Origin of the sequence: Streptomyces sp. NPDC089919 (assembly GCF_040684615.1) — a bacterium.
Taxonomy (GTDB): Bacteria; Actinomycetota; Actinomycetes; order Streptomycetales; family Streptomycetaceae; genus Streptomyces.
The window spans coordinates 67,708-87,679 of record NZ_JBFBGK010000007.1; the positions used below are offsets into that span (position 1 = coordinate 67,708).

The window sequence follows — 19,972 nt, forward strand, 5'->3', positions numbered from 1 at the left end:
ACCACTGGGAAATCCCTGACCCGGGCCAAATTACCCCGCGACCGGACAACGAACCGGGCACCACGATCAGTGCCCGGCCCGCCGTCGGCGTTCCCGGGCCGCCGGCCCGGGGCCGGACTCAGCTCTCGTCCGCGCCGGTCTCGGCCGGGGCGGCCTTCTTGACCGGCGGCTTGCGGGTCGCCTTGCGGGCCGGCTTGGCCTCGGCGGCCGGCTCGTCCGCCGGCTCCTCGGCGGCCGGCTCGGCCGGGCCCTCGATGTCCGCGGCGATCTCGACGATCTCGTCGGCCACCTCGCCGCGCCAGGTCTTCACGGCCTGCTCGCCGCGCTCGGCGACCTTCTCGTACGTCTCGCGCGCCTTGACGGCGTACTCGGCCGCGTAGCCGACGCCGCGCAGGGCGAGGTCCTGGGCCTGCTCGCCGAGCTTCTTCAGGTCGGTGTCGAAGGAGCCGACGACCTCGGCGACCTTGGCGGTCACCGCGGCCTGGGCCTCCCGGGCCTTGTCCTGGACGACCTTGGGGTCGGTGTTGCGCACGGCCTCGATGCGCGCCGGGGCCTCGGTGCGCAGCTGCTCGATCAGCCCGGGCACCTTCTTGGCCTGCTCGACCGCGAGGTCGGCGGTGCCGGCGGCGAAGTAGAGGGGGGTCGGGTCGGCGAGGGTCTTGCGCAGGTCGTCGGAGATGGCCATGAGGTGGTCCTCCCGGATCACGTTGCTGGGACGGGGCGCCAGGGCACGGGCGCTAGGTCGTGGGCGGGCGTTCGGGATCGCCTTCGAGTGCGTTCTCCTTGCGGAACGACTCGTAGATCTGGAGGAGCACCTGCTTCTGGCGCTCGTTGATCGTCGGGTCGGCGAGGATGACGGCCCGCGTCTCGACCTCGCCCGGCTCCCGCTCGTCCAGGATCCCGGCCCGTACGTAGAGCGTCTCGGCGGAGATCCGCAGCGCCTTGGCGAGCTGCTGGAGGATGTCCGCGCTGGGCTTGCGCAGCCCGCGCTCGATCTGGCTCAGGTACGGGTTGGACACCCCCGCGGCCTCGGCCAGCTGCCGCAGCGACAGCTGTGCGGTCCGGCGCTGCTCGCGCAGGTACTCGCCGAGATTGCCGAGATTGCCGACATTGAGCGTCCCCATGCCCCGATCCTGCCGCACCTTGCTAACTTTTGCAAGCAAGCCGCTTGCAGGAGTACGCCTCAGGTGGCGGTGGCGCGGACCGAGCCGGTGGTGGGGCCGGCCGAGTCGCCGAGGAAGCAGGTGATCTGCCGGTCGCCCAGGGCCCAGTTCCCGGACCGCGGGTAGTAGTAGTACGCCGACATGCTGTCCGGGAGCTTCGCGTCAGGACCGACGTAGTCGGCGAGCGCGTCGCCGCTGCACTTCTCGCCGGCCATGGCGATGACCTTCTTCTCGCCCGGGTAGGCCCCTTCGGGCAGCGTGAAGACGGCGAAGGTCTCCGACTGGTGCGCGTTCGCGCAGGGCACGACGTCCACCGAGGTGGGCGCCTGGGCCGACTCGTGCTCGTAGTCGTCCAGATCGGCGCTGGAGTTGAAGCAGTCCCCCACCTTGAGGTCGTTGGTGCCCTCGGAGGCGGGGGCACCGAGGGCCTGGCCGGCCCCGGCGGCGCCGAGGACCAGCGCGAGGACGAGGGCGGCGCCGTGGCCGGCGCGGACGTGCGGGGTACGGGGCAGTGCGGACATCGCGCGGCGCTCCTTGCTGGTGGGCCCCGAGACGCGGCGGTCGTGCCGCTTCCCACGCTACGCCGGGACGGCCGCCGGGGCCCGGTCGCGGCGGTGCCGGGGGGCGCCCACTGTGGAGGTATGGACGCGAGCCCGGCACCGAGCCCGGACGTCCGGCGGGCCGGTCCGCCGGACGCGGCGCACCGGGCGCTGCTGCTGCCGGGCGGCCTGTGCAGCGCCGAGTTCTACGCGGACGTGATGGCCCGGCCGGAGCCGGCCGCGGCCGGGCTCGGCACGGTCGCGGTGACCCTGCCGGGCTTCGGCCGCACCACGCCGCCCGCGGACCTCTCGATGGAGAACTACGCCCGGCTGATGGGCGAGGTCGCGGCCGCGGAGCGCTGCGACGTGCTGGTCGGGCACAGCATGGGCGCGAACGCCGCGATCGAGATGGCCGCCCTGGGCGTCTTCACCGGCCCGCTGGTCCTGCTGTCGCCGACCTTCTGCCGGGCGGACGAGGCGGCCTTCCTGGGGGTCCTCGACCGGGTCGGCCGGGTCCCCGGCCTGGGGCCACTGGCCTGGGCGGCCATGCTGCGGGCGGTACCGCGGGCGACGGCCAAGGAACTGGTGAAGGCGGGCGTCCCGGCCGGGCGCGCGGCCGTGCTGGCCGCGGACCTCGGCAACAACGACCCCGGCTTCTGCCGCCGCGTCGTCCGCCACTACTACGACTACCTCGACCGGCACCGGTCCCTGGTCCCACGCCTGCGCGACACCGGCGCCCGCACCTGGGTCGTCCGCGGCGCCCACGACGAGATCGGCCTCACCGACGAGGAACACCGCGCCCTGTCCGCAGCCCCCCACATCACCCTCGCCACCGTCCCCCACGCCGGCCACATGCTCCTGGTCGAACAACCCGCCCAGGTAGCCGCCCTGATAGCCAAGTCCGTCCAGCACCTGAGCCCTTGACCGGCGTACCGGCGGGCCCGGCCCTGGGTCAGCGGCGGCCGCCCGGTTGCCAGGGGTGGGTTTCGACGGCGGCGTAGTGGGAGGGGGTGAGGAGGGTGGTCGCGGCCTCGGGGGACGGAGCCGTCAGGAGGGCGGCGGTGCCGAGCCAGGTGGTGCCGTCGTCGGCGAGGAGGGGGCCGTAGGCGATCAGGTGGTCCGAGGCGGCCGGGGGGTCGAGGTCGACGGGGTCGCCCGAGCCGAGGCCGAGGACGAAGTACCCGCCGTCCTCGGGAAGCCCGCCCGGGGCCTCCCACATCGTGCGCCCGAGGACGTTGCGCCAGCGGCGCACCAGCACGTCCCGGTAGGCACCCGCCTGGTAGCAGGGCTCCTCGAAGGCGAAGGCCCGGGCCGCGGCCGCATCCGGCAGGTCGAGCAGGTGCACGCTGCCGGCCAGGGTGTCGCCGGCCCCGAAGGTCGGCCCCCGCCCGATCATCTGCGCGGCGTACCGGTCCATGTACGACCAGTGCTCCTCGAGGAGTTCGACCCGCAGGTCCGTGGAGCCGGGCCGGTCCCGGTGGTAGGTCAGGAATTCCATGCCCGGACCCTCCCCCGGAACTCCCCCTTCCGGCAACGCGGATACGGCCGCAGGGCGGGAACGGGGTCCGGATCAGGCGGTGTGCAGGGCGAGTTCGCCGACCACCCTCGTCGGCCCGCCCGTCAGCCGGCCGCCGCCCGCCGGCCCGACACCACCGTCGCGTACCGGTCGTCCGAGGTGTGGACCGTGGTCTCCAGCCCGGCGGCCGCGAAGGCGGCGGCCGTGGCCGGGGCCTGGTGCTCGCCGGTCTCGATCAGCAGCCGGCCGCCCGGGGCCAGCCAGCCCGGGGCCCCGGCGATCACCCGGCGCTGCACGGCCAGCCCGTCCGGCCCGCCGTCCAGCGCGACCAGCGGCTCGTACGCCCGGGCCTCCGCCGGCAGCAGGCCGATCTCGCCGGTCGGCACGTACGGGGCGTTGGCCAGCAGGACGTCCACCCGGCCGCGCAGCCCCGCCGGCAGCGGGGCGTACAGGTCGCCCGTGAAGACCGACCCGTCCAGCGGCGCCAGATTGCGCCGGGCGTACCCCACCGCCGCCGGGTCGATGTCCGCCGCGTACAGCCCGGCCACCGCGCCCAGCCGGACCGCCACCGCGCCGCCCAGCGCCCCCGCCCCGCAGCACAGGTCCAGCACCACCGGCCCCGCCGCGGCCCGCTCGCAGGCCAGCCCCACCAGGAACTCGGTGCGCCGGCGCGGCACGAACACCCCCGGCCCCACCGCCCAGCGCCGCCCGCAGAACTCCGCCCACCCCAGGACGTGTTCCAGCGGCTGCCCCGCGGCCCGGCGGCCCACCAGCGCCGCCAGCTCGGCCGCCGAGCCCGCGGCGGCGGTCAGCAGCGCCGCCTCCTCCTCGGCGAAGACGCAGCCGGCGGCGCGCAGCGTGCGCACCACCGGCTCGGTCGGATCGGGTTCCCGCACTCAGTCAGCCTGCCAGCACTTCGGGGTCCAGCCCGGCCAGCCGGGCCGGGTCCGCGATGATGTTGATCTCCACGATGCGGCCGCCGCTGATGCTCAGCGCCATCAGCGAGACCGGCTTGCCGTGCGGTACCGAGACCACCCCGGGCAGGCCGTTGACCAGCACCCGGCGGGAGGAGGCGCCGAGCTTGGAGAAGGTGAGCGCCTGCTGGGCGACCGCGGTCGCGCCGCGCACCAGCTTGGCGACCCCGCCCGCGACCTCGCCGAGGTCCACCCGCAGCACCACGTCCGGGTCGAGCGCGGTCAGCAGCCCGTCGAAGTCGCCCTCGCGCGCGGCGGCCAGGAAGGCGCCGACGATCTCGCGCTGGCGGTTGAGGTCCGGCTCGGGCGCGGGCGTGGCGCCCTGCACCCGCCGCCGGGCCCGGCTGGCGAGCTGCCGGGTGGTCGCGGGGGTGCGCTCGACGATCGGGGCGATCTCCTCGAAGGGCACGCCGAACATGTCGTGCAGGACGAAGGCCAGCCGCTCGGCCGGGGCCAGCTGCTCCAGGACGACGAGCAGCGCGAAGCCCACCGAGTCCGCGAGCAGCACCTCCTGCTCGGGGTCGGCGTGCCCGCGGTCCTGCGCGACGACCGGGTCCGGCAGCCGCTCGGGGAAGGATTCGACGGACTCCTCGCGGCGGGCCTTGCGGGCCCGCAGCTGGTCCAGGCAGACCCGGCCGACGACGGTGGTCAGCCAGCCGCCCAGGTTCTCCACGTCACTGGTGTCGGTACGGTCGAGCCGGATCCAGGCCTCCTGCACGGCGTCCTCGGCCTCGGTCAGACTGCCCAGCATCCGATAGGCCACGGCACGCAGGTGGGCGCGGTTCTCCTCGAACCGGGCCGCCAGGTATTCGCTGTCCGTCTGGGGCACCGCGGGCTCCGTCCCTCGTCCGTCCGACCTTAAGATCACCGGACCATCATCGGTTACGTTCACTCCGTATGACGGGACGGCCCGGCCGATTGTGACAGCGCCCGGCTCGAGAACTTGTCGAGCGCGTCTGCGGGTTGGCTCGACCGCAGGCCGGGCCGGCCGGAAGCCGACCCGTCCGGTCCGGCCCCCGTCCGGCCCTCCTCCGGCCCTCAGAAGATGTCCGGGCACCACGGCCGGCGGGCGGTCCGCAGCAGCGCGTCGGCCCGCGCCGCCGCCCCCTCGGTCCGCTCGGTGACCGCGCCCAGCGCCGCCAGCCGCACCGCCGACCGGTCGCCCAGGTAGAGGGAGCTCAGCTCGCCGACGCCCAGGACCAGGTCCGGCTCGTCCGTGGTCGGCGCACAGGCCCCGCGCTCGCCCGTCACCGTCAGCCGGTAGCGCCCGCCGGCCGGCCCGGCCGGGTCCGCCACCTCCAGCACGAGCGTGCCCTCGGACTCGTACGTCCGCGCCTCCAGGGCGCGTACGACGTCCAGGACGCGCACCCACAGCCAGTCGGCGGAGCTGACCACGGCCGCCGCCCGCGGGTTGGGGAACAGGTCGGGCAGCAGGTCGTCGGGGGCGCGGTAGCCGGTGCGGACGTACTGGATCCAGTCGATGGAGCACAGGAAGTGCCACAGCGCCCGCTCGGCGGCCGGGGTGGTCGCGATCAGGTCCTTCACCGTGGCGGTGTTGGCCGGGACCTTGGCGTCGGTCCACTTGTCGTCCGCCCGGTAGGTCACCAGCCCCTCGACCTCGCCCGCGGCCGAGCGGTAGAGGGCGTAGAAGGGCTCGGTGAAGGGCGCGTGGGACATCCGGGCCGCGCCGGTGTGCAGGTCCCACCAGCGGGCGTCCCGGTCGACCACGCCGGGCTGCCGCGCGCGCAGCCGGTCGTGGAGGGCCGGGCCCTCCTTGCGGACCACGGCGCCGTCGACCAGGTCGATCCGGCCGCCGTCCACCGGGGCGTGCCACTTCGGGTCCAGGCCGGTGCGGGCGACCTCCACCCGCCACTCGGTCAGCGAGGTGGCCGGGCCGAAGCCGTACCGGCCGTAGATCGGGTACTCGGCGGCGATGAGGGTGGCCAGCACCTCGCCGCGGGCCCGGGCGGCCGCGAGGTCCCGGCCCATCATCTCGCGCAGCAGGCCCCGGCGGCGGTGCGTGGGCAGCACCACCACCGCGGAGACCGCGGTGGCCGGCACCGCGGCCCCGCCCGGCACGGTCACCTGCTGGGCGAAGGACCGGAAGGTGGCCACGCAGCGGCCCGTGTCGGAGTCGAACGCGCCCTGGAGGCGGGTCAGATCGGAGTGCTCGAGCCGCTGCGCGGCGTCCTCGGGAGTCATCACGGGCGGATTGAGGAACCCGGCCTGGGTCGTCTCCATCCAGTGCTGGATCTCGGACTCCAGCGGGGGCCGTACGTCAGCGCTCATCCCGCCACGCTAGGACGCCGCCGCTCAGAACGTCACCCGAATTTCACCCACCCGGCGGCCGCCACCGAGCAGCGGCGCATCGCCGATACGTTTCTGCACGGGCGCGTCCACCCCGAGCAGTTCCAGCCCCCGGCCCAGCACCGGGGCCAGCGCCCGCAGCGAGCCGTCGTCGACCTTGAAGGCCAGCGCCCGGCCGTCGGCCAGCGCCACCGCCTGCACCGCCTCCGCGCCCATCTTCGAGAGCGCGCCCGGAACTTCGCGCATCAGCCAGGTGTCGGGACGGCGGGTGCCGGCCACGTACTCCGGGTGGGCGCGCATCGCGTCCGCCACCCGCCGCTCGGCGCTGCCGGGCTCCGCGAGCACGAAGTGCCGGTAGGCGCGGGCCAGTCCGGTGAGGCTGACGGCCATCAGCGGGGCCCCGCAGCCGTCGGTACCGGTGGCCGCGACCGGCTCCCCGGAGGCCTCCTCGACGAGCTCGTGCACCAGCCGCTGCAAGGGGTGCGCCGGGTCCAGGTAGGAGGCGCGGTCCCAGTCGTTGTGCGCGCAGGCCGCGAGCATCGCGGCGTGCTTGCCGGAGCAGTTCATCACCACCCGCTCCCGGTGGCCGCCCGCGGCCAGGTACTCCTCCGCCTCGACCGGGTCCAGCGGCAGGTCCGGCGGGGTCTGCAGGTCCGACTCGGCCAGCCCGTGCTCGGCCAGCATCCTGCGGACGAGTTCCAGGTGGAAGCCCTCGCCCGAATGGCTGGCCGCGGCCAGCGCCAGCCGCTCGCCGGCCAGTGGCAGCCCGGCCCGCAGGACGGCCGCTGCCTGGAGGGGTTTGTTGCTGGACCGCGGGAAGACCGGCCGGTCCACGTCCCCCAGGGCGAACTCCACCGAGCCGTCGGCGGCCAGCACCACCAGCGAGCCGCGGTGGTGGCCCTCGGTGAAGCCGGACCGCACCACCTCGGCGAGCACCGGCGGCGCGGGTATCCCGCCGGCCGCACCGGCCTGCGTCACGGAACCGTTCATCGGGGGGACCCTCCAGGGAGCAACCGTCGCGATGGGATCAGGCGAGCAGGTCGTCCACCTGCGCCTCGCCCTCACGGTACCTGCGGGTGATCTCGGCGCTGCAGTCGTCCGCGGTGTGCTGGAGGGCGCTGCGGCGCCGCGAGACCTGCTGCTCGTAGCGGACCAGCCGCCCCAGGCCGTCGTGGAGCTCTTCGTCCGTCCGGGCGGCCAGGTCGGACAGCTCGACGTCGGCGAGCATCTCGGCGGCCAGCAGCCGGTACTCCTCGCCGTGCGGGGTGCCCAGGGTGACGTGCCGGGCGGAGGCGCTGCGCCGGGAGGGCGCGTCGGCCAGGATCTCCGAGAGCCGGTCCACCACCGGCGCCTCCGGGTCGCTGCGCCGGGCCAGCTCGGCCCGCAGGATGTCGATCCGGCCCTGGAGCAGCCGGCGCACGTAGCTGAGGTCCGCCTCGTCCCGCTGGGCGTCCCGGCGCAGGGTGCGCAGCTCCGGCAGCCGCAGGACGGCCAGGTCGGGACGGGCGAGACCGGGCCCGGAGAGGTCGGCCGGCGGGCCCCCGGCGGGCCGGTCGGCACTGCGCTGGGCGGGTGGGCGCGCGGCCGTGGGCACGGGACCGGAGGGCTGACCGCTACCGGAAGAACTCATCACCATTCATGTCCCCTCGCTCGGGCGCACGGCCTTCGTGCATCGTGCCACTCCCCCCGGTGCCGGTGCAGGTGTACACCACCCGATCGGCCCCAGACGGGTGCACTCCTGCTACACAAGTGGTATGCGAGCAGTGGTACAGCGAGTGGACGGCGCCAGCGTGGTGGTGGCCGGGGAGACGGTCGGCGAGATCGTCGGTGAGGGACTGTGCGTCCTGGTGGGGGTGACACACGACGACACCCCGGAGAAGGCGGCCCAGCTGGCCCGCAAGCTCTGGTCGGTACGGATCCTGGAGGGCGAGAAGTCCTGCTCGGACAACGGCGCACCGCTGCTGGTGATCTCGCAGTTCACCCTCTACGGAGACGCCCGCAAGGGCCGCCGGCCCACCTGGAACGCGGCGGCGCCCGGGCCGGTGGCCGAGCCGCTGGTCGACGAGGTGGTCGCGCAGCTGCGGGCGCTGGGCGCGACCGTGCAGACCGGGCGCTTCGGGGCGGACATGCGGGTCTCGCTGACCAACCACGGGCCGTTCACGGTCCTCGTGGAGGTCTGAGGCGCGACGGCGCCCCCGGCACCGGGCCGGGGGCTCCGCGGGAGGTGCGCCGCTACGGCGCGACGACCACTTCCTGCGCGGCGGCCGTGGCCCCCGCCAGCAGCTCCGCGTCCACCGGGACGTTCCGCTTGACCAGGGCCAGGGCGATCGGGCCCAGTTCGTGGTGGCGGGCCGAGGTGGTGACGAAGCCGAGCTGGCGGCCCTCCTCGCCGTCCGCCTTCAGCCGCACCGGCGTGCCGTGCGGGGGCAGCAGCACGTCGCTGCCGTCCAGGTGCAGGAAGACCAGCCGGCGCGGCGGCTTCCCCAGGTTGTGGACGCGCGCCACGGTCTCCTGGCCGCGGTAGCAGCCCTTCTGGAGGTGCACGGCGGTGCCGATCCAGCCCAGCTCGTGCGGGATGGTCCGGTGGTCGGTCTCCAGCCCCAGCCGGGGCCGGTGGGCCTCCACCCGCAGCGCCTCGTACGCCAGCAGGCCGGCCGCCGGGCCGTGGCCGGCCGCGAAGCCCTCCAGGGTGGCGCGCGGCAGGAAGAGGTCCCGGCCGTACGGCGTCTCGCGGACGGCCAGCTCCTCGCCGGGGCCCGCGATCGAGCCGGCCGGCAGGTGCACCACCGCGAGGTCGGCGGTCCGGTCGGCCACCTCGACGCGGTAGAAGAACTTCATCGACTCCAGGTAGGCCACCAGCGCCTCCTGGGTGCCGGGCTCCACGTGCGCCCAGACCGTCTCGCCGTCGTCGACGAGGTAGAGGGCGTGCTCGATGTGGCCGTTGGCGGAGAGGATCAGCGCCTCGGTCGCCAGGCCCGCGGGCAGTTCGCTGACGTGCTGGGTGAGGAGCAGGTGCAGCCAGGAGAGCCGGTCGGCGCCGGTGACGGTGATCACGCCGCGGTGCGAGAGGTCGACGAATCCACGGCCCTCGGCGAGGGCGCGCTGCTCCCGGAAGAGGTCTCCGTAATGCGCCGCGACGGCTTCGTCACGGCCTTCGGCGGGCACGGCGCCGGGCAGGGACAGCAGAGGGCTGGCGAGGCTGGTCATACGGCCGATCCTACGTCGGGGGCTCAGCCCTCCGACGGGGCCGCCCGGTCCTGGGCGGCCCGGTGCTTCGCGGCGCACTCCCGGCACCGGCCGAAGATCGCGAAGTGCTTCATGTCCGTCTCGAAGCCGAAGTCCGCGAGCAGCCCGGCGGTGAACTCCGCGGCCACCTCCACGTCCGCCTCGATCACCTCGGAGCAGTCCCGGCAGACCAGGTGGAGGTGGTGGTGCCGGTCGGCGAGGTGGTAGGTCGGGGCGCCGTGCCCGAGGTGGGCGTGCGAGACCAGCCCGAGCTCCTCCAGGAGCTCCAGGGTCCGGTAGACCGTCGAGATGTTCACGCCCGAGGCGGTCTTGCGCACCTGCGCCAGGATCTCGTCGGGGGTGGCGTGCTCGAGGGCGTCGACCGCCTCGAGGACAAGCTGGCGCTGCGGGGTCAGCCGGTAGCCGCGCTGCCGCAGGTCGCTCTTCCAGTCGGTGCTCACCACGGGGCCAGTGTAAGCGCGCCGAAGGGGGACCGGGACGGGCCCGGTCCCCCTTCGGGAGACGTTCGTGTGCGAGCAGGCGCTCGACCGCGGCCGGTGGGGCTCAGCGGAAGAAGGCGATGCCGTCGTCCGGCATGTCCGGGAGGTTGCGGGCCATCTCGGCGACCTCTTCCGGGGTGACGACCTTCTTGAGCTGGGCCGACATGTACGGGCGCAGCTCGACGTCCGGGGTGGCCTTCTCGCCGACCCACATCAGGTCGCCGTGGACGTAGCCGTAGAGGCGCTTGCCACCGCTGTACGGACCGGAGGCGGCGGTCCGGGCGACGGCGTCGGTGGCGAGGTCGATCTGCGGCTTCTGGTCGGCCAGCTCGCCGTACCAGACCTCGACGACGCCCTGGTCGCGGACCATCACGATCTCGACCTTGCGGTCCTTGTCGATGCGCCAGAAGCCGGACTCCGACTCCAGCGGCCGCACCTTGTTGCCCTCGGCGTCGAGGACCCAGGTGTGCGAGGTGTACTCCAGGAAGTCCCGGCCGTCGTGGGAGAAGACCACCTCCTGGCCGAAGTTGCACTTCTCGTCGCCGGGGAAGTCGAAGACGCCCGCGCCTTCCCAGGTGCCGAGGAGGAACGCGAGGGGGACGAGGTCCGGCTTGAGGTCGGACGGGATCTGGATCATGAGCAGCTCAGGCGATCTGTGGGTGCGGAGAGGGGTTCCGGGGCGGTCAGCGCTGACCCTGGTACAGCTTCTTCACGGCGAGGGCGGAGAAGGCGAGGACGCCGACGCAGACCAGGACCAGCAGGGAGGTGAAGACTGCCTCAAGCACGGGGTGCTCCTCGGACGATTCGGTGGGGTCCCCGGCCGCGCGCCTTCGCGACGGCCGGAGGGAGGGCCGGCCCCAGCCTATCGGGCCGGGGCCGGACGCTCTCTGTGAGGTTGGCCGTACGGGTGCCGCTGCGCTCTGCGGGGCCGGATCAGCGGAGCAGCTGGTCCTGGAGGACCACCGCCTGGTGGAAGGGGATCAGGGGAACCGGCCCCTTGCGGGTCATCGTGATCAGGGCCTGGACGTCGCCGACCTCCAGGCAGGCGGCACGCGTCTGCTCGGGACCGGTGGGCGCGGCCTCCCGGTAGAGCCGGATGCGCGCCTCTCCGGGGGCGGGCATCTGCTGGCGGAGCCCGTCCCAGTCGAGGTCCGGCTCCAGCGCCTCGGCGCCGCTCAGCTTCATGGACGTGCCGCACCGGGGGGACGCGTTCACGAACCCGTTGGACGGGAAGCGCAGCAGGTCGATCCGGGTGCGGGTGCCGTCCGGCGTGCTCCACGATCGGGAAGCGACCTGCCGCAGCCCGTTGTCGACCAGTTCCTGCCGCAGGTCGTCCCGGTAGGAACCGGCAGCGAACTGCGCTGCGAAGCCGTCCCGGGTCGCGGTCACGGCCACCGGCTTCGCGCCGTCGGGCGCAGGCAGGAGCAGTCCCTCCAGTCCTGCGTAGTGGACGCCGAACGCGTTGTCCTCGGCGAAGGGCAGCGGAGCACCGGCTGGTAGCACCGGCCGGGCCAGGCGCGGATACGCCCACCGGCCGTCGCCCAGCGTCCGCAGACCTGGAACATCGGTCCGCTCGCGCTCAGCGATCCCGTGCGCGACGCCCGCCCCGACCGCGCCGAAGACGACCACGGCGGCCGTCCAGCGGGCCAGGGCCCGCAGCGCCCGGCGGCGGTCGCGCGGTGGGGCCTGCGGGACCGCCGGCTCCCCCACGAGCTCCGGCTCGCCCACTGCTCCGTACCGGGACGTGCCGGTCTTCTGGTCGGTCATACGGACTCCCCCGGTGCCTGCAGGCGGTCGAGCTGCTTGACCAGCAGCTCCACGGCGTCCTTCTCCTGGAACGGTTCCGGGCCGTAGGCGGACAGCGACACCAGCGTCCCGGACCGGTAGGCGGAACAGGTCATCGAGACGACCTTCTCCCCGTCCTCCGCCTTCCCCTGGACGTTCTCCAGAGGGAGCAGGTAGCACTTGGCCTCCGGGTGCCCCGGGACCTTCGGCGACTTGCCGCCCATTCCGCGCAGGAACTTGAACAGCTCCTGCGCGTAGCTGTCGAAGTCCTTCAGACCCCGGCCGTCGGCCTGCGTGAGCCGGATCTCGGCGCCCAGGACACCCGTCATGTCCCGGTAGGTCCGGGCCACGGTCCCCTTGAGCTTGAGCTTGCGCACCATCCGGTCGAGGGCCGCACGCTCGGCGGCCTCCAGGCCCTGCCCGCCGTCTCTGATGCGTGCTGCGGCCAGCGGTCCCGAGACGGCGAACTCGCTGCTGCTCTCCTCTGCCACGTCGGGCCCCGGCTCGTAGCCGTCCGGTACGGGGAGCAGCAGACCCGTCATGGGTCCGGCCGGTACGGTCGGCGGCGCCGCGGGAACGGGAAGGGGGTCGGTCGCACTCCAGTAGCGCGTGACGGCCGTGCGATCGGCCTGGTCGAGCCGGTCCACGCTCCAGACCCCGCCGCCCACGAGGGCGGCCAGGACGAGCATGCCGACAGCGCCGGTGACGGCGGTGCGACGGTTCACAGACGCTCCAACTGCCTCTTGGCCAGCGAGATCACGTCGCGCTGGGGGATGCTGCCCCGGTTGTCGCCGACCCAGAGGTCCATGACGACGTCGCCTCTCCGGGCGATCGCCCGCGCCCACCGGTAGGGGAGGTACCCGGGCTTCGTATCAGCCTCGGCGAAGACCCAGGCCAGGCCGTTGTCCGCCGGGACCCCGGGTATGGGACTGCCGAGCGTGTGCGCGTGGTCCTCGTCCGCCATGTACTCGGACTGGCTCTCCTGGAAGTGCTCCGCCTCGCGGTAGTCCCGGAACTGGAGCAGCCGGATGTGCACGTAGCGCCGGTCGTTCTCGGCCCATTCGGACTCCGCGACCCGCCGCAGGTCGGCGGCCAGGACCTTCTTCAGCATCGGCCCGGGGTGGTCGAAGAACTCGGCCGCGAAGACCGGCACCGGCTCGTAGCCCGAGCGGGACTTCGTCGCCCCCTTCGGCGCCGGCACCAGCAGTTCCCGCAGGTCGCCCTCCGTCTTGTGCCAGCGGTTGGCGTTGACGGAGCGGAAGGTGGTGGCGGCGGTGGCCGGCTTCGGGGCGGCGTGGCGCAGGCCCGGCTGGGCCAGCGGGGGCAGCGGCGTGGGCTCGCGGTCGTACTGGACGGCGTACCCGGTGGCCGTGCCGGCCAGGGCGCCGAGCACCGCGGCGGCTGCGATCAGGGCGGTGGTGCGACCCCGGCGCCGCGGCGGCTTTTCGTTCACTTCCGGGAATTCCGGACGTACCGGATCCAGCGGTTCTGCTTCCAAGAGGTCCCCCCACAGGACGTGTCTGCGCAGGTCTCACGACCTGTTCATCCACGAAACCATGAGAGGACGACCAGATTTACGCCAAAACCGATCACATTTTGATCTACGGCCGGATCGTTGCGGTCGCTATTCGTCGCGACGCCGCTTTCCGTCCAGTTCGTCCCACCACTCGTCGGACTTCGGGTCCCCCGACGGGTCGTCCCACCAGCGGTCCTCGGGGCCGCGCCGGTTCGCGACCATCGCCGCCACCGGCGGGATGACCATCGCGACCACGCACATCGCCACCGCGGCCGGCACCGACCACAGGCGCACGAAGGACCAGGCGGAGACGAAGAGGAACAGGCATCCGCCCATCATCAGGAAGTAGGCGCGCCGGCGCCGGGCGTACATACCTCCAGCGTAGGTCCGCGGACCGGGCCGGGGAACGGCGGCACGGCCCGGAACGGCACGGAGGGCCGCACCCCGTCCAGTGGCGTCCAACCCCCTGGGGTGCGGCCCTCCGGCCGGTCGATCGGTGCCTCAGACGGCGATGGCGACGTCCGTCAGGCTGCCGGTCTCGGTGACGACGACCTTGCGGTCGGCGGTGCCGCCCGGGATGAGGGCCCGGAGGGTCCACTCGCCCTGCGCGGCGTAGAAGCGGAACTGGCCGGTGGCCGAGGTCGGGACCTCGGCGGTGAACTCGCCCGTCGAGTCCAGCAGGCGGACGTAACCCGAGACGGGCTCACCGTCCTTGGTCACCTGGCCCTGGATGGCCGTCTCGCCCGGCTTCAGCGTCGAGACGTCCGGTCCGCCGATCTGCGCTCCACACATGTTCTCTGTCCTGTCCTAGAGAGGTTCCGCGGTAAGCGGCGGTCTTACTTGTTGGCGCCGAGCTCGATCGGCACGCCCACCAGGGAGCCGTACTCGGTCCACGAGCCGTCGTAGTTCTTGACGTTCTCCTGGCCCAGGAGCTCGTGCAGCACGAACCAGGTCAGCGCGGAGCGCTCGCCGATCCGGCAGTAGGCGATGGTGTCCTTCGCCAGGTCGACCTGCTCGGTCTCGTAGAGGGCCTTGAGCTCGTCGTCCGACTTGAAGGTGCCGTCGTCGTTGGCGTTCTTCGACCACGGGATGTTGCGGGCGCTCGGCACGTGGCCGGGACGCTGCGACTGCTCCTGCGGGAGGTGCGCCGGGGCGAGCAGCTTGCCGCTGAACTCGTCGGGCGACCGGACGTCGACCAGGTTCTGGGCGCCGATGGCGGCCACGACGTCGTCGCGGAAGGCGCGGATCGAGGTGTCCTGGGCCTGGGCCTTGTAGGCGGTGGCCGCGCGCTCGGGGACCTCGGTGCCGTCGACCAGGTCGCGGGAGTCGAGCTCCCACTTCTTGCGGCCGCCGTCGAGGAGCTTGACGTCCTGGTGGCCGTACAGCTTGAAGTACCAGTAGGCGTACGACGCGAACCAGTTGTTGTTGCCGCCGTAGAGGACGACGGTGTCGTCGTTGCCGATGCCCTTGCGGGAGAGCAGGGCCTCGAAGCCCTCCTGGTCCACGAAGTCGCGGCGGACCGGGTCCTGGAGGTCCTGCTTCCAGTCGATCCGGACGGCGTTGCGGATGTGGTTCTTGTCGTAGGCGGCGGTGTCTTCGTCCACCTCCACGACGACGACCTTGGGGTCGTCGAGGTGGGCCTCGACCCAGTCGGCGTCGACGAGGACGTCGCTGCGGCTCATGGTGTTCTCCTCCGGGGCAGTGTGCGGCGGGCTGTGCGGGTGCTGCGGTGCGCGGGCTTCGCTGCGGGTGCGCTCGGGCGTCCGTGCTCCGGGTCTGCGGGGAGGCCGACCGGATGACGGGAGTGCGGTTCGCGTCGGATGCGCGCGGATCGGCCGTGAGATGCGTACGGCCGGACGGGGAGCGGGTGCGCTTGCGTGAGCGCTACCGGATCGCTCACATGGAGCGACAGAGCATGGCGGCGACGCGGCACAGGTCTACTGCCCGCCGCTTCGTGAGGTCCGCCTGTCGCTTCATAGGTAGGGATCGTAGGGACGATTCGGTGGGGCTGTCACCGGTGCTTCATATAGTGAGACGGGATCGTCCGAATAATGGGATGGAAGAGCCCTTCCGAAGCCCCCCGAGCCCTTGTCCCACCTGGGCGTCCTGGATTCATCTGAGGTGCGGACCGTACCGTCTCACTATGCGGCCACGAGGGATTCCCGAGGGCGGGTCCGGACCCGCGCGGGTGGATCCCCGGGGGCCCGCCGGGGCCGTCAGCGGGCGCCGAGCGCCACGCCGGTGCCCTTGAGGACGGCCCGGACGCCGTCCGCGTCCGAGGTGACCGAGACCACGTCCAGACCCGCCGGCAGCCCCTCGACCGGGCGGTCGAAGTCCGTCTTGCCGCGGATCAGCTCCTCCAGCCCGGGGATGCCCTCGCCCGGCACGTGCTCGGCGCGCACCCGCACGGTGTTGCCGGGGGCCAGGGTGACCGTGGAGATCACGCTGCGGGACAGGGTGCGGCCGAAGACCCCGATGCTCGCGGTGACCTTCACCTTGCCGGGGGCGCCGCCGTAGGCGACCGTCACGCCGTCCTGGGCGACCGCGGTGAGGTCGGCGTACGAGAGGAAGACCCGCCCATCGGCGCGGGCGGCGGTGCCACCGGAGTAGCCGTCCTTCAGCTTCACGTCGTGGAAGGCGGCGGTGAGCTCGGTGATCAGCACCCGCCGGCCGCCGGCCGTGGCCTCCACGCCGGCGAGCTTCGCGTCCACCTCGTCGAGGCGGTGGTCGAGCAGCTGGGTCAGGAACGGGAAGCCCTTGATGTCCACGTCGGTGCTGGCGGGCGTGCCCTCGCTGAAGCCGACCCGGTCGGCCAGCCGGTCCTCGGCGTACCCCGCCGCCAGCCGGTCGGCGGCCAGCAGCAGGCCCGCCAGGACCGCGCAGACTATGAGTGTGATCCGCAGTGCACGCACCGGTTCTCCCGATCCCCCGTCGTAGGCCCGGCCCGGATGCCCCGGACCGGCCTGTCGTCCTCCCGGACCACCGCCGCGCGGGGCCCGCTCGCCTGCATCCGGGCGACCGGCGGCCGCCCTTCCCGTGGCCGCCGCCGGCCGGTCGGCCGGCCCCCGATGGCCGGGGCCTGTGGTCCGGCTGCCCGGTGCGGCCCGTCTGATGCCCTGGCATCGCCCGGTGTCCGGTCGGTGACCGGACGCTGACCGGCCGGCGGGCCGGTCGGGCGGACCGGCGGTCGTCCGCCGGACCGGCGTCCGCCCCACCGGGCGTCCGGCCGCCTTCCGGTCGGCCGCCGTCCACTCCGGCGCCCGACCCGGCGGTCGGGCCGTCCCTGCACGTCGGCCGTCCACGCGATCGGGCCGTCCGCACGGTCGGCCGTCCGTTGTGCGGACGTGCGGGGACCGGTGGGCGGTTCCCCGGCCGCCGGTCCGTGTCAGCCGGCGACCACCCGGCCGAGGAGGTGCACCGCGGGGGCGGCGGCGGCCAGCGGCAGCGCGACGCCCGCGGTCATGTGCACGAACTTCGACGGGTAGTCGTACGCCGCGACCCGGAGCCCGATGAGCGCGCAGACGCCCGCGCCCAGGCCGACCAGCGCGGCGCCCGCGCCCAGGTCCGTGACCCCGCCGGCCGCCACGCCCGCGCCGGTGGCGGCGAGCAGGGCGGCGGTGACGGAGGCCGCCGGCGGCAGCGGCAGCGACCGCACCACGGCCGCGACGGCCACGGCCAGCGCCCCGGCGGTGACCGCGGCGTGGTCGGCGGCCAGGTAACCGGCGCAGATCACGGCCAGCGCGGCCGAGGCGACGCTGGCCATCAGGCCGTAGACGCGCTCGTCGGGGTCGGCGTGGCTGCGCAGCTGGAGGACCAGGGTGAGCAGCACCCAGACGCCGAGGGTGCCGAGCACCGCCGCCGGACCGCGGTCGGTGGCCAGCACGGCCGCGTCGGCCACCAGCCCGCCGAGGAAGGCGAGGGCGATGCCCTGACGGGCCGGCCACATGCCGTTGAGCCGGAACCAGCCGGCCGCGGTGAGCGCCTGCAGCGCGACCAGCGGCAGCAGCAGCGCGTACTGGCCCACGGCCGCGGCCCCCGCCAGCAGCACGCCGAGCCCGGCGGTCAGCAGCGCCGACTGCGGCCCGGGGTCGATGATCGGCGACCGCCCCTGCGCGCGGGCCTCCTGCGGATCCTTTATCCGCGTGTTCCCCATCGTCACGGGCGAGGAGTACGCCGGCCCGCCGGCAGCGGAGTCGCCCTCCGGGCCGCCCGCCGGGTACCCGGCGGCGTCGCCCTCGCGGACGGGCGGCAGGTACGCGGTCTCGGCACCGGCGTCGGGCACGGGGGCCGGGTAGCCGGAACCGGTCCGGCCGTCGTCCTCACGGACCGGCGGCAGGTACGCGGTCTCCGCACCCTCGTCCGGCGCAGGGGCCGGGTAGCCGGAACCGGTCCCGTCGCCTTCGCGGACCGGCGGCAGGTACGCGGTCTCCGCACCCGCGTCGGGCACGGGGGCCGGGTAGCCGGAACCGGTCCCGTCGTCCTCGCGGACGGGCGGCAGGTACGCGGTCTCCGACGCGGGTCCGGTGCCGGGTGCCGGGTAGCCGGGCTCCCCGGCGGTGTCCGGGGCGAGGCGCTGGTAGAGGTCGTCGCCCTCGGAGGGCGTGGGCGCGCCCCGGTGCCGGCCGGCCGCGGCGGGCCGCTCGTACGGGGTGCCCCCGGACGTGTCCGGGCCGGACTGGGCCCAGGAGGGCCTGGCCGGGGTGCGCTCGGGCCAGGGCGTGTGCTGGGCCGGTACGCCGCCCAGGGCGGCGTCGGAACCGGGCTCACCGGCCCCGGCCGGGGGCCACCCGCCGGCCGGGGCGGCGTCGCCGGTCCAGGCGGCGGCCGGGGCGTCCGGCCACGGGCGGTCGCCGGCGGCGGGGCTCCCGGCCGGCGGCCAGGCGGCCTGCGCGGGCCGGCCGCGGTCCGCGGCGGCCGGCCGGCGGGTCTCCCCGCCCGCCGGCCAGGCCCCGGCCTCCGCCGACCCGTCCGAGGCCCAGGCGGGCCCGGCACCGGGGGCGCCCTGGGCGGACCAGCCCGGCCCCGCGGGACCCGCGTCGGCAGCCGGCGCGGCCCAACGGCCCTCGGCCCCCGCCCCGGGCTCACGCCACCCGCCGTCACCGGCCCCGGGCGCCGGCCACCGGCCGTCCACCGGGGCCTGGGACTGCGCCTGGGCCGACCAGGAATCGTCGTCGCGCCGGCCCGAGCCGGCCGGGGGCTGGGAGCCCGCACCGGCCTGCGGCCAGGAGCCGTCCTCCCGGGGGGCACGGGCGTCCGTACCGGCTGCGGGCCAGGGGGCCTCGCCGGCCGGGGGCTGGGAGGCCGTACCGGCTGCGGGCCAGGAGCCGTCTTGGCGCGGGGTACGGGCGTCCGTACCGGCTGCGGGCCACGGGGTCTGGCCGGCCGGGGACCAGGAGCCGTCCTCGCGGGGGGCCGTGCCGGCGGTGGGCCACGGGGCCTCGCCGGCCGGGGGCTGGGCGACCGCACCGGGCGCGGGCCAGGAGCCGTCCTCGCGCGGGGCCGTACCTGCGGCGGGCCACGGCGTTTCGGCGGCCGGGGGCTGGGGGCCCGTACCGGGCGCGGGCCAGGAGGCGTCCTCGCGCGGGGCGCGGGCGTCCGTGCCGGCGGCGGGCCACGGGGGCTGGGCGGCCGGGCCGGCCGGGGGCCGGGGGCGGGTCGGGTCGGGGGTGACGGCGGGCTGGTAGGTGGTGTCCCAGGTTTCCGAGGACCACGTCTGCGTGGAGTACGGGTCCTGCGGGTCCGCCGGGTCGGGGTGGCGCTCGGTCACGGCCGGTTCACCCGCCCGCGAACGGCGGGAGGACCTCGACGGTGCCGCCCTCGGTGAGCCGGACCGAGTCGTGCGCACGGGTGCCCACCGGGTCGCTGTCGACCAGGAAGGAACACCGCTTCAGCACCTGCGCCAGTTCCCCGGGGTGGCGCTCGCGCGCGGCGTCGAGCGCCTCGGCGAGCGTCTGCGCCGCGTACGGCTCCTCCGCGAGACCGGCTGCGGCCTTGGCCGCCGCCCAGTAGCGGATGGTTCCCGCTGCCACAGCAGCTCCTTTCGTCGGGCCTCCATGATGCCGCGTCGGGCCCGGGGGGCCTCACACGGCGGGGCTGCGGGGGGTGGCGTGTGCGGCCCCCACCGGCATCCCTCGCGGCCGCCCGCCGCCGCCGTGCTTCCGTGCGCCCCCTGCGCGGCCCCGCGCCCGGGGCGGCGCCCCGAAACCTGGGCCCGGCCCACCCTTTGCGTCCGCCGGGGCGGGGACCCGCATATCCAGACCCGCCGGCGCTTGAGGCGCGGGGTCCGGGGCAGCGCCCCGAAACCTGGGCCTCGCCCACCTTTTGCGTCCGCCGGGGCGGGGACCCGCCCATCCAGCCCCGCCGGCGATTGAGGCGCGGCTCCCGGGCCCGCGCCCGGCCGCTGCGCGGAGCCAGCCCCACCCCGCCCCTTCCCGAAACCGGTGGGCG

Annotated in this window: 24 protein-coding genes; 2 read left to right on the forward strand and 22 right to left on the reverse strand. The window is 74.7% G+C overall.

Translation table 11 applies throughout. The annotated features are described in order from the left end of the window. Nucleotides 1–118: 118 nt before the first annotated feature. Genes AB0O40_RS05275 through AB0O40_RS05285 form a run of 3 tightly spaced genes read right to left on the reverse strand, consistent with a single transcriptional unit; the run spans nucleotide 119 to nucleotide 1,684 of the window. A complete protein-coding gene (locus AB0O40_RS05275; protein WP_365035813.1) occupies nucleotides 119–685 on the reverse strand; it encodes a hypothetical protein in 567 nt (188 codons plus the stop codon). Between the two features lie 52 nt (nucleotides 686–737). Next, complete coding sequence (locus tag AB0O40_RS05280; protein WP_365035814.1) at nucleotides 738–1,124, reverse strand: helix-turn-helix transcriptional regulator; 387 nt, start codon at nucleotides 1,122–1,124, stop codon at nucleotides 738–740. 59 nt (nucleotides 1,125–1,183) lie between these two features. Next, entirely contained in the window at nucleotides 1,184–1,684 is a 501-nt protein-coding gene (locus AB0O40_RS05285) for a septum formation family protein (RefSeq protein WP_365035816.1), read from the reverse strand. 120 nt (nucleotides 1,685–1,804) lie between these two features. On the opposite strand from AB0O40_RS05285, the gene AB0O40_RS05290 reads away from it, so the two are divergent. Then, nucleotides 1,805–2,626: an alpha/beta hydrolase gene (locus AB0O40_RS05290; protein WP_365035818.1), complete on the forward strand. Its 822-nt coding sequence runs from the start codon at nucleotides 1,805–1,807 to the stop codon at nucleotides 2,624–2,626. A gap of 28 nt (nucleotides 2,627–2,654) precedes the next feature. On the opposite strand, the gene AB0O40_RS05295 is transcribed toward AB0O40_RS05290, so the two are convergent. From AB0O40_RS05295 to AB0O40_RS05320, 6 genes are all read right to left on the reverse strand, one after another. Then, nucleotides 2,655–3,200: a YciI family protein gene (locus tag AB0O40_RS05295; protein ID WP_365035820.1), complete on the reverse strand. Its 546-nt coding sequence runs from the start codon at nucleotides 3,198–3,200 to the stop codon at nucleotides 2,655–2,657. A 122-nt stretch (nucleotides 3,201–3,322) separates the two neighbouring features. Next, nucleotides 3,323–4,114, reverse strand: coding sequence for a putative protein N(5)-glutamine methyltransferase (locus AB0O40_RS05300; protein WP_365035822.1), 792 nt, complete (start codon nucleotides 4,112–4,114; stop codon nucleotides 3,323–3,325). Between the two features lie 4 nt (nucleotides 4,115–4,118). Further along, nucleotides 4,119–5,021, reverse strand: a complete 903-nt coding sequence (gene sigJ / locus AB0O40_RS05305; protein WP_365035824.1) for an RNA polymerase sigma factor SigJ — start codon at nucleotides 5,019–5,021, stop codon at nucleotides 4,119–4,121. Between the two features lie 209 nt (nucleotides 5,022–5,230). Further along, the gene (locus AB0O40_RS05310; protein ID WP_365035827.1) at nucleotides 5,231–6,481 is read right to left on the reverse strand and encodes a GNAT family N-acetyltransferase; all 1,251 of its coding nucleotides are present in this window, start codon (nucleotides 6,479–6,481) and stop codon (nucleotides 5,231–5,233) included. A 24-nt stretch (nucleotides 6,482–6,505) separates the two neighbouring features. Then, entirely contained in the window at nucleotides 6,506–7,489 is a 984-nt protein-coding gene (locus AB0O40_RS05315; RefSeq protein WP_365035829.1) for an asparaginase, read from the reverse strand. Between the two features lie 37 nt (nucleotides 7,490–7,526). Beyond that, nucleotides 7,527–8,129, reverse strand: coding sequence for an ABC transporter substrate-binding protein (locus tag AB0O40_RS05320; RefSeq protein WP_365035831.1), 603 nt, complete (start codon nucleotides 8,127–8,129; stop codon nucleotides 7,527–7,529). A gap of 124 nt (nucleotides 8,130–8,253) precedes the next feature. Between AB0O40_RS05320 and dtd the strand changes: the two genes are divergently transcribed. Next, nucleotides 8,254–8,679, forward strand: a complete 426-nt coding sequence (gene dtd, locus AB0O40_RS05325; RefSeq protein ID WP_365035833.1) for a D-aminoacyl-tRNA deacylase — start codon at nucleotides 8,254–8,256, stop codon at nucleotides 8,677–8,679. Between the two features lie 52 nt (nucleotides 8,680–8,731). Here the strand turns inward: dtd and AB0O40_RS05330 are convergent, their stop codons facing one another. The 13 genes from AB0O40_RS05330 to AB0O40_RS05390 all read right to left on the reverse strand — a co-directional run bounded on the left by AB0O40_RS05330 (nucleotide 8,732) and on the right by AB0O40_RS05390 (nucleotide 19,554). Further along, nucleotides 8,732–9,706 carry a folate-binding protein gene (locus AB0O40_RS05330; protein WP_365035836.1) on the reverse strand — a complete coding sequence of 325 codons (975 nt, stop codon included), beginning with the start codon at nucleotides 9,704–9,706 and terminating at the stop codon, nucleotides 8,732–8,734. Nucleotides 9,707–9,729: 23 nt separating this feature from the next. Continuing rightward, nucleotides 9,730–10,188, reverse strand: a complete 459-nt coding sequence (locus AB0O40_RS05335) for a Fur family transcriptional regulator (RefSeq protein WP_365035837.1) — start codon at nucleotides 10,186–10,188, stop codon at nucleotides 9,730–9,732. A gap of 100 nt (nucleotides 10,189–10,288) precedes the next feature. Beyond that, entirely contained in the window at nucleotides 10,289–10,861 is a 573-nt protein-coding gene (locus AB0O40_RS05340; RefSeq protein ID WP_365035839.1) for an FABP family protein, read from the reverse strand. A gap of 296 nt (nucleotides 10,862–11,157) precedes the next feature. Then, nucleotides 11,158–11,991 (reverse strand): hypothetical protein, encoded by an 834-nt coding sequence (locus AB0O40_RS05345; RefSeq protein WP_365035841.1) that lies wholly within the window; start codon nucleotides 11,989–11,991, stop codon nucleotides 11,158–11,160. Beyond that, nucleotides 11,988–12,734 carry a hypothetical protein gene (locus AB0O40_RS05350; RefSeq protein WP_365035843.1) on the reverse strand — a complete coding sequence of 249 codons (747 nt, stop codon included), beginning with the start codon at nucleotides 12,732–12,734 and terminating at the stop codon, nucleotides 11,988–11,990. The genes AB0O40_RS05345 and AB0O40_RS05350 overlap by 4 nt, the downstream gene beginning before the upstream one ends. Then, nucleotides 12,731–13,462, reverse strand: coding sequence for a hypothetical protein (locus AB0O40_RS05355; RefSeq protein WP_365035844.1), 732 nt, complete (start codon nucleotides 13,460–13,462; stop codon nucleotides 12,731–12,733). Before AB0O40_RS05355 ends, AB0O40_RS05350 begins: the two co-directional genes overlap by 4 nt. A 171-nt stretch (nucleotides 13,463–13,633) precedes the next feature. Beyond that, entirely contained in the window at nucleotides 13,634–13,897 is a 264-nt protein-coding gene (locus AB0O40_RS05360) for a DUF3099 domain-containing protein (RefSeq protein ID WP_365035846.1), read from the reverse strand. Nucleotides 13,898–14,026: 129 nt separating this feature from the next. After that, nucleotides 14,027–14,317, reverse strand: coding sequence for a DUF1416 domain-containing protein (locus tag AB0O40_RS05365; protein WP_365035849.1), 291 nt, complete (start codon nucleotides 14,315–14,317; stop codon nucleotides 14,027–14,029). 44 nt (nucleotides 14,318–14,361) lie between these two features. Beyond that, on the reverse strand, nucleotides 14,362–15,207 hold the full coding sequence (locus tag AB0O40_RS05370; protein WP_365035851.1) for a sulfurtransferase: 846 nt from the start codon (nucleotides 15,205–15,207) through the stop codon (nucleotides 14,362–14,364). Nucleotides 15,208–15,421: 214 nt separating this feature from the next. Beyond that, entirely contained in the window at nucleotides 15,422–15,502 is an 81-nt protein-coding gene (locus AB0O40_RS05375) for a putative leader peptide (RefSeq protein WP_365035947.1), read from the reverse strand. A 239-nt stretch (nucleotides 15,503–15,741) separates the two neighbouring features. After that, nucleotides 15,742–16,437, reverse strand: coding sequence for a DUF2993 domain-containing protein (locus AB0O40_RS05380; RefSeq protein ID WP_365035853.1), 696 nt, complete (start codon nucleotides 16,435–16,437; stop codon nucleotides 15,742–15,744). Between the two features lie 473 nt (nucleotides 16,438–16,910). Next, nucleotides 16,911–18,269: a hypothetical protein gene (locus AB0O40_RS05385; RefSeq protein WP_365035949.1), complete on the reverse strand. Its 1,359-nt coding sequence runs from the start codon at nucleotides 18,267–18,269 to the stop codon at nucleotides 16,911–16,913. Between the two features lie 1,030 nt (nucleotides 18,270–19,299). Continuing rightward, nucleotides 19,300–19,554, reverse strand: a complete 255-nt coding sequence (locus AB0O40_RS05390; RefSeq protein ID WP_365035855.1) for a MoaD/ThiS family protein — start codon at nucleotides 19,552–19,554, stop codon at nucleotides 19,300–19,302. Between the last annotated feature and the right edge of the window lie 418 nt (nucleotides 19,555–19,972).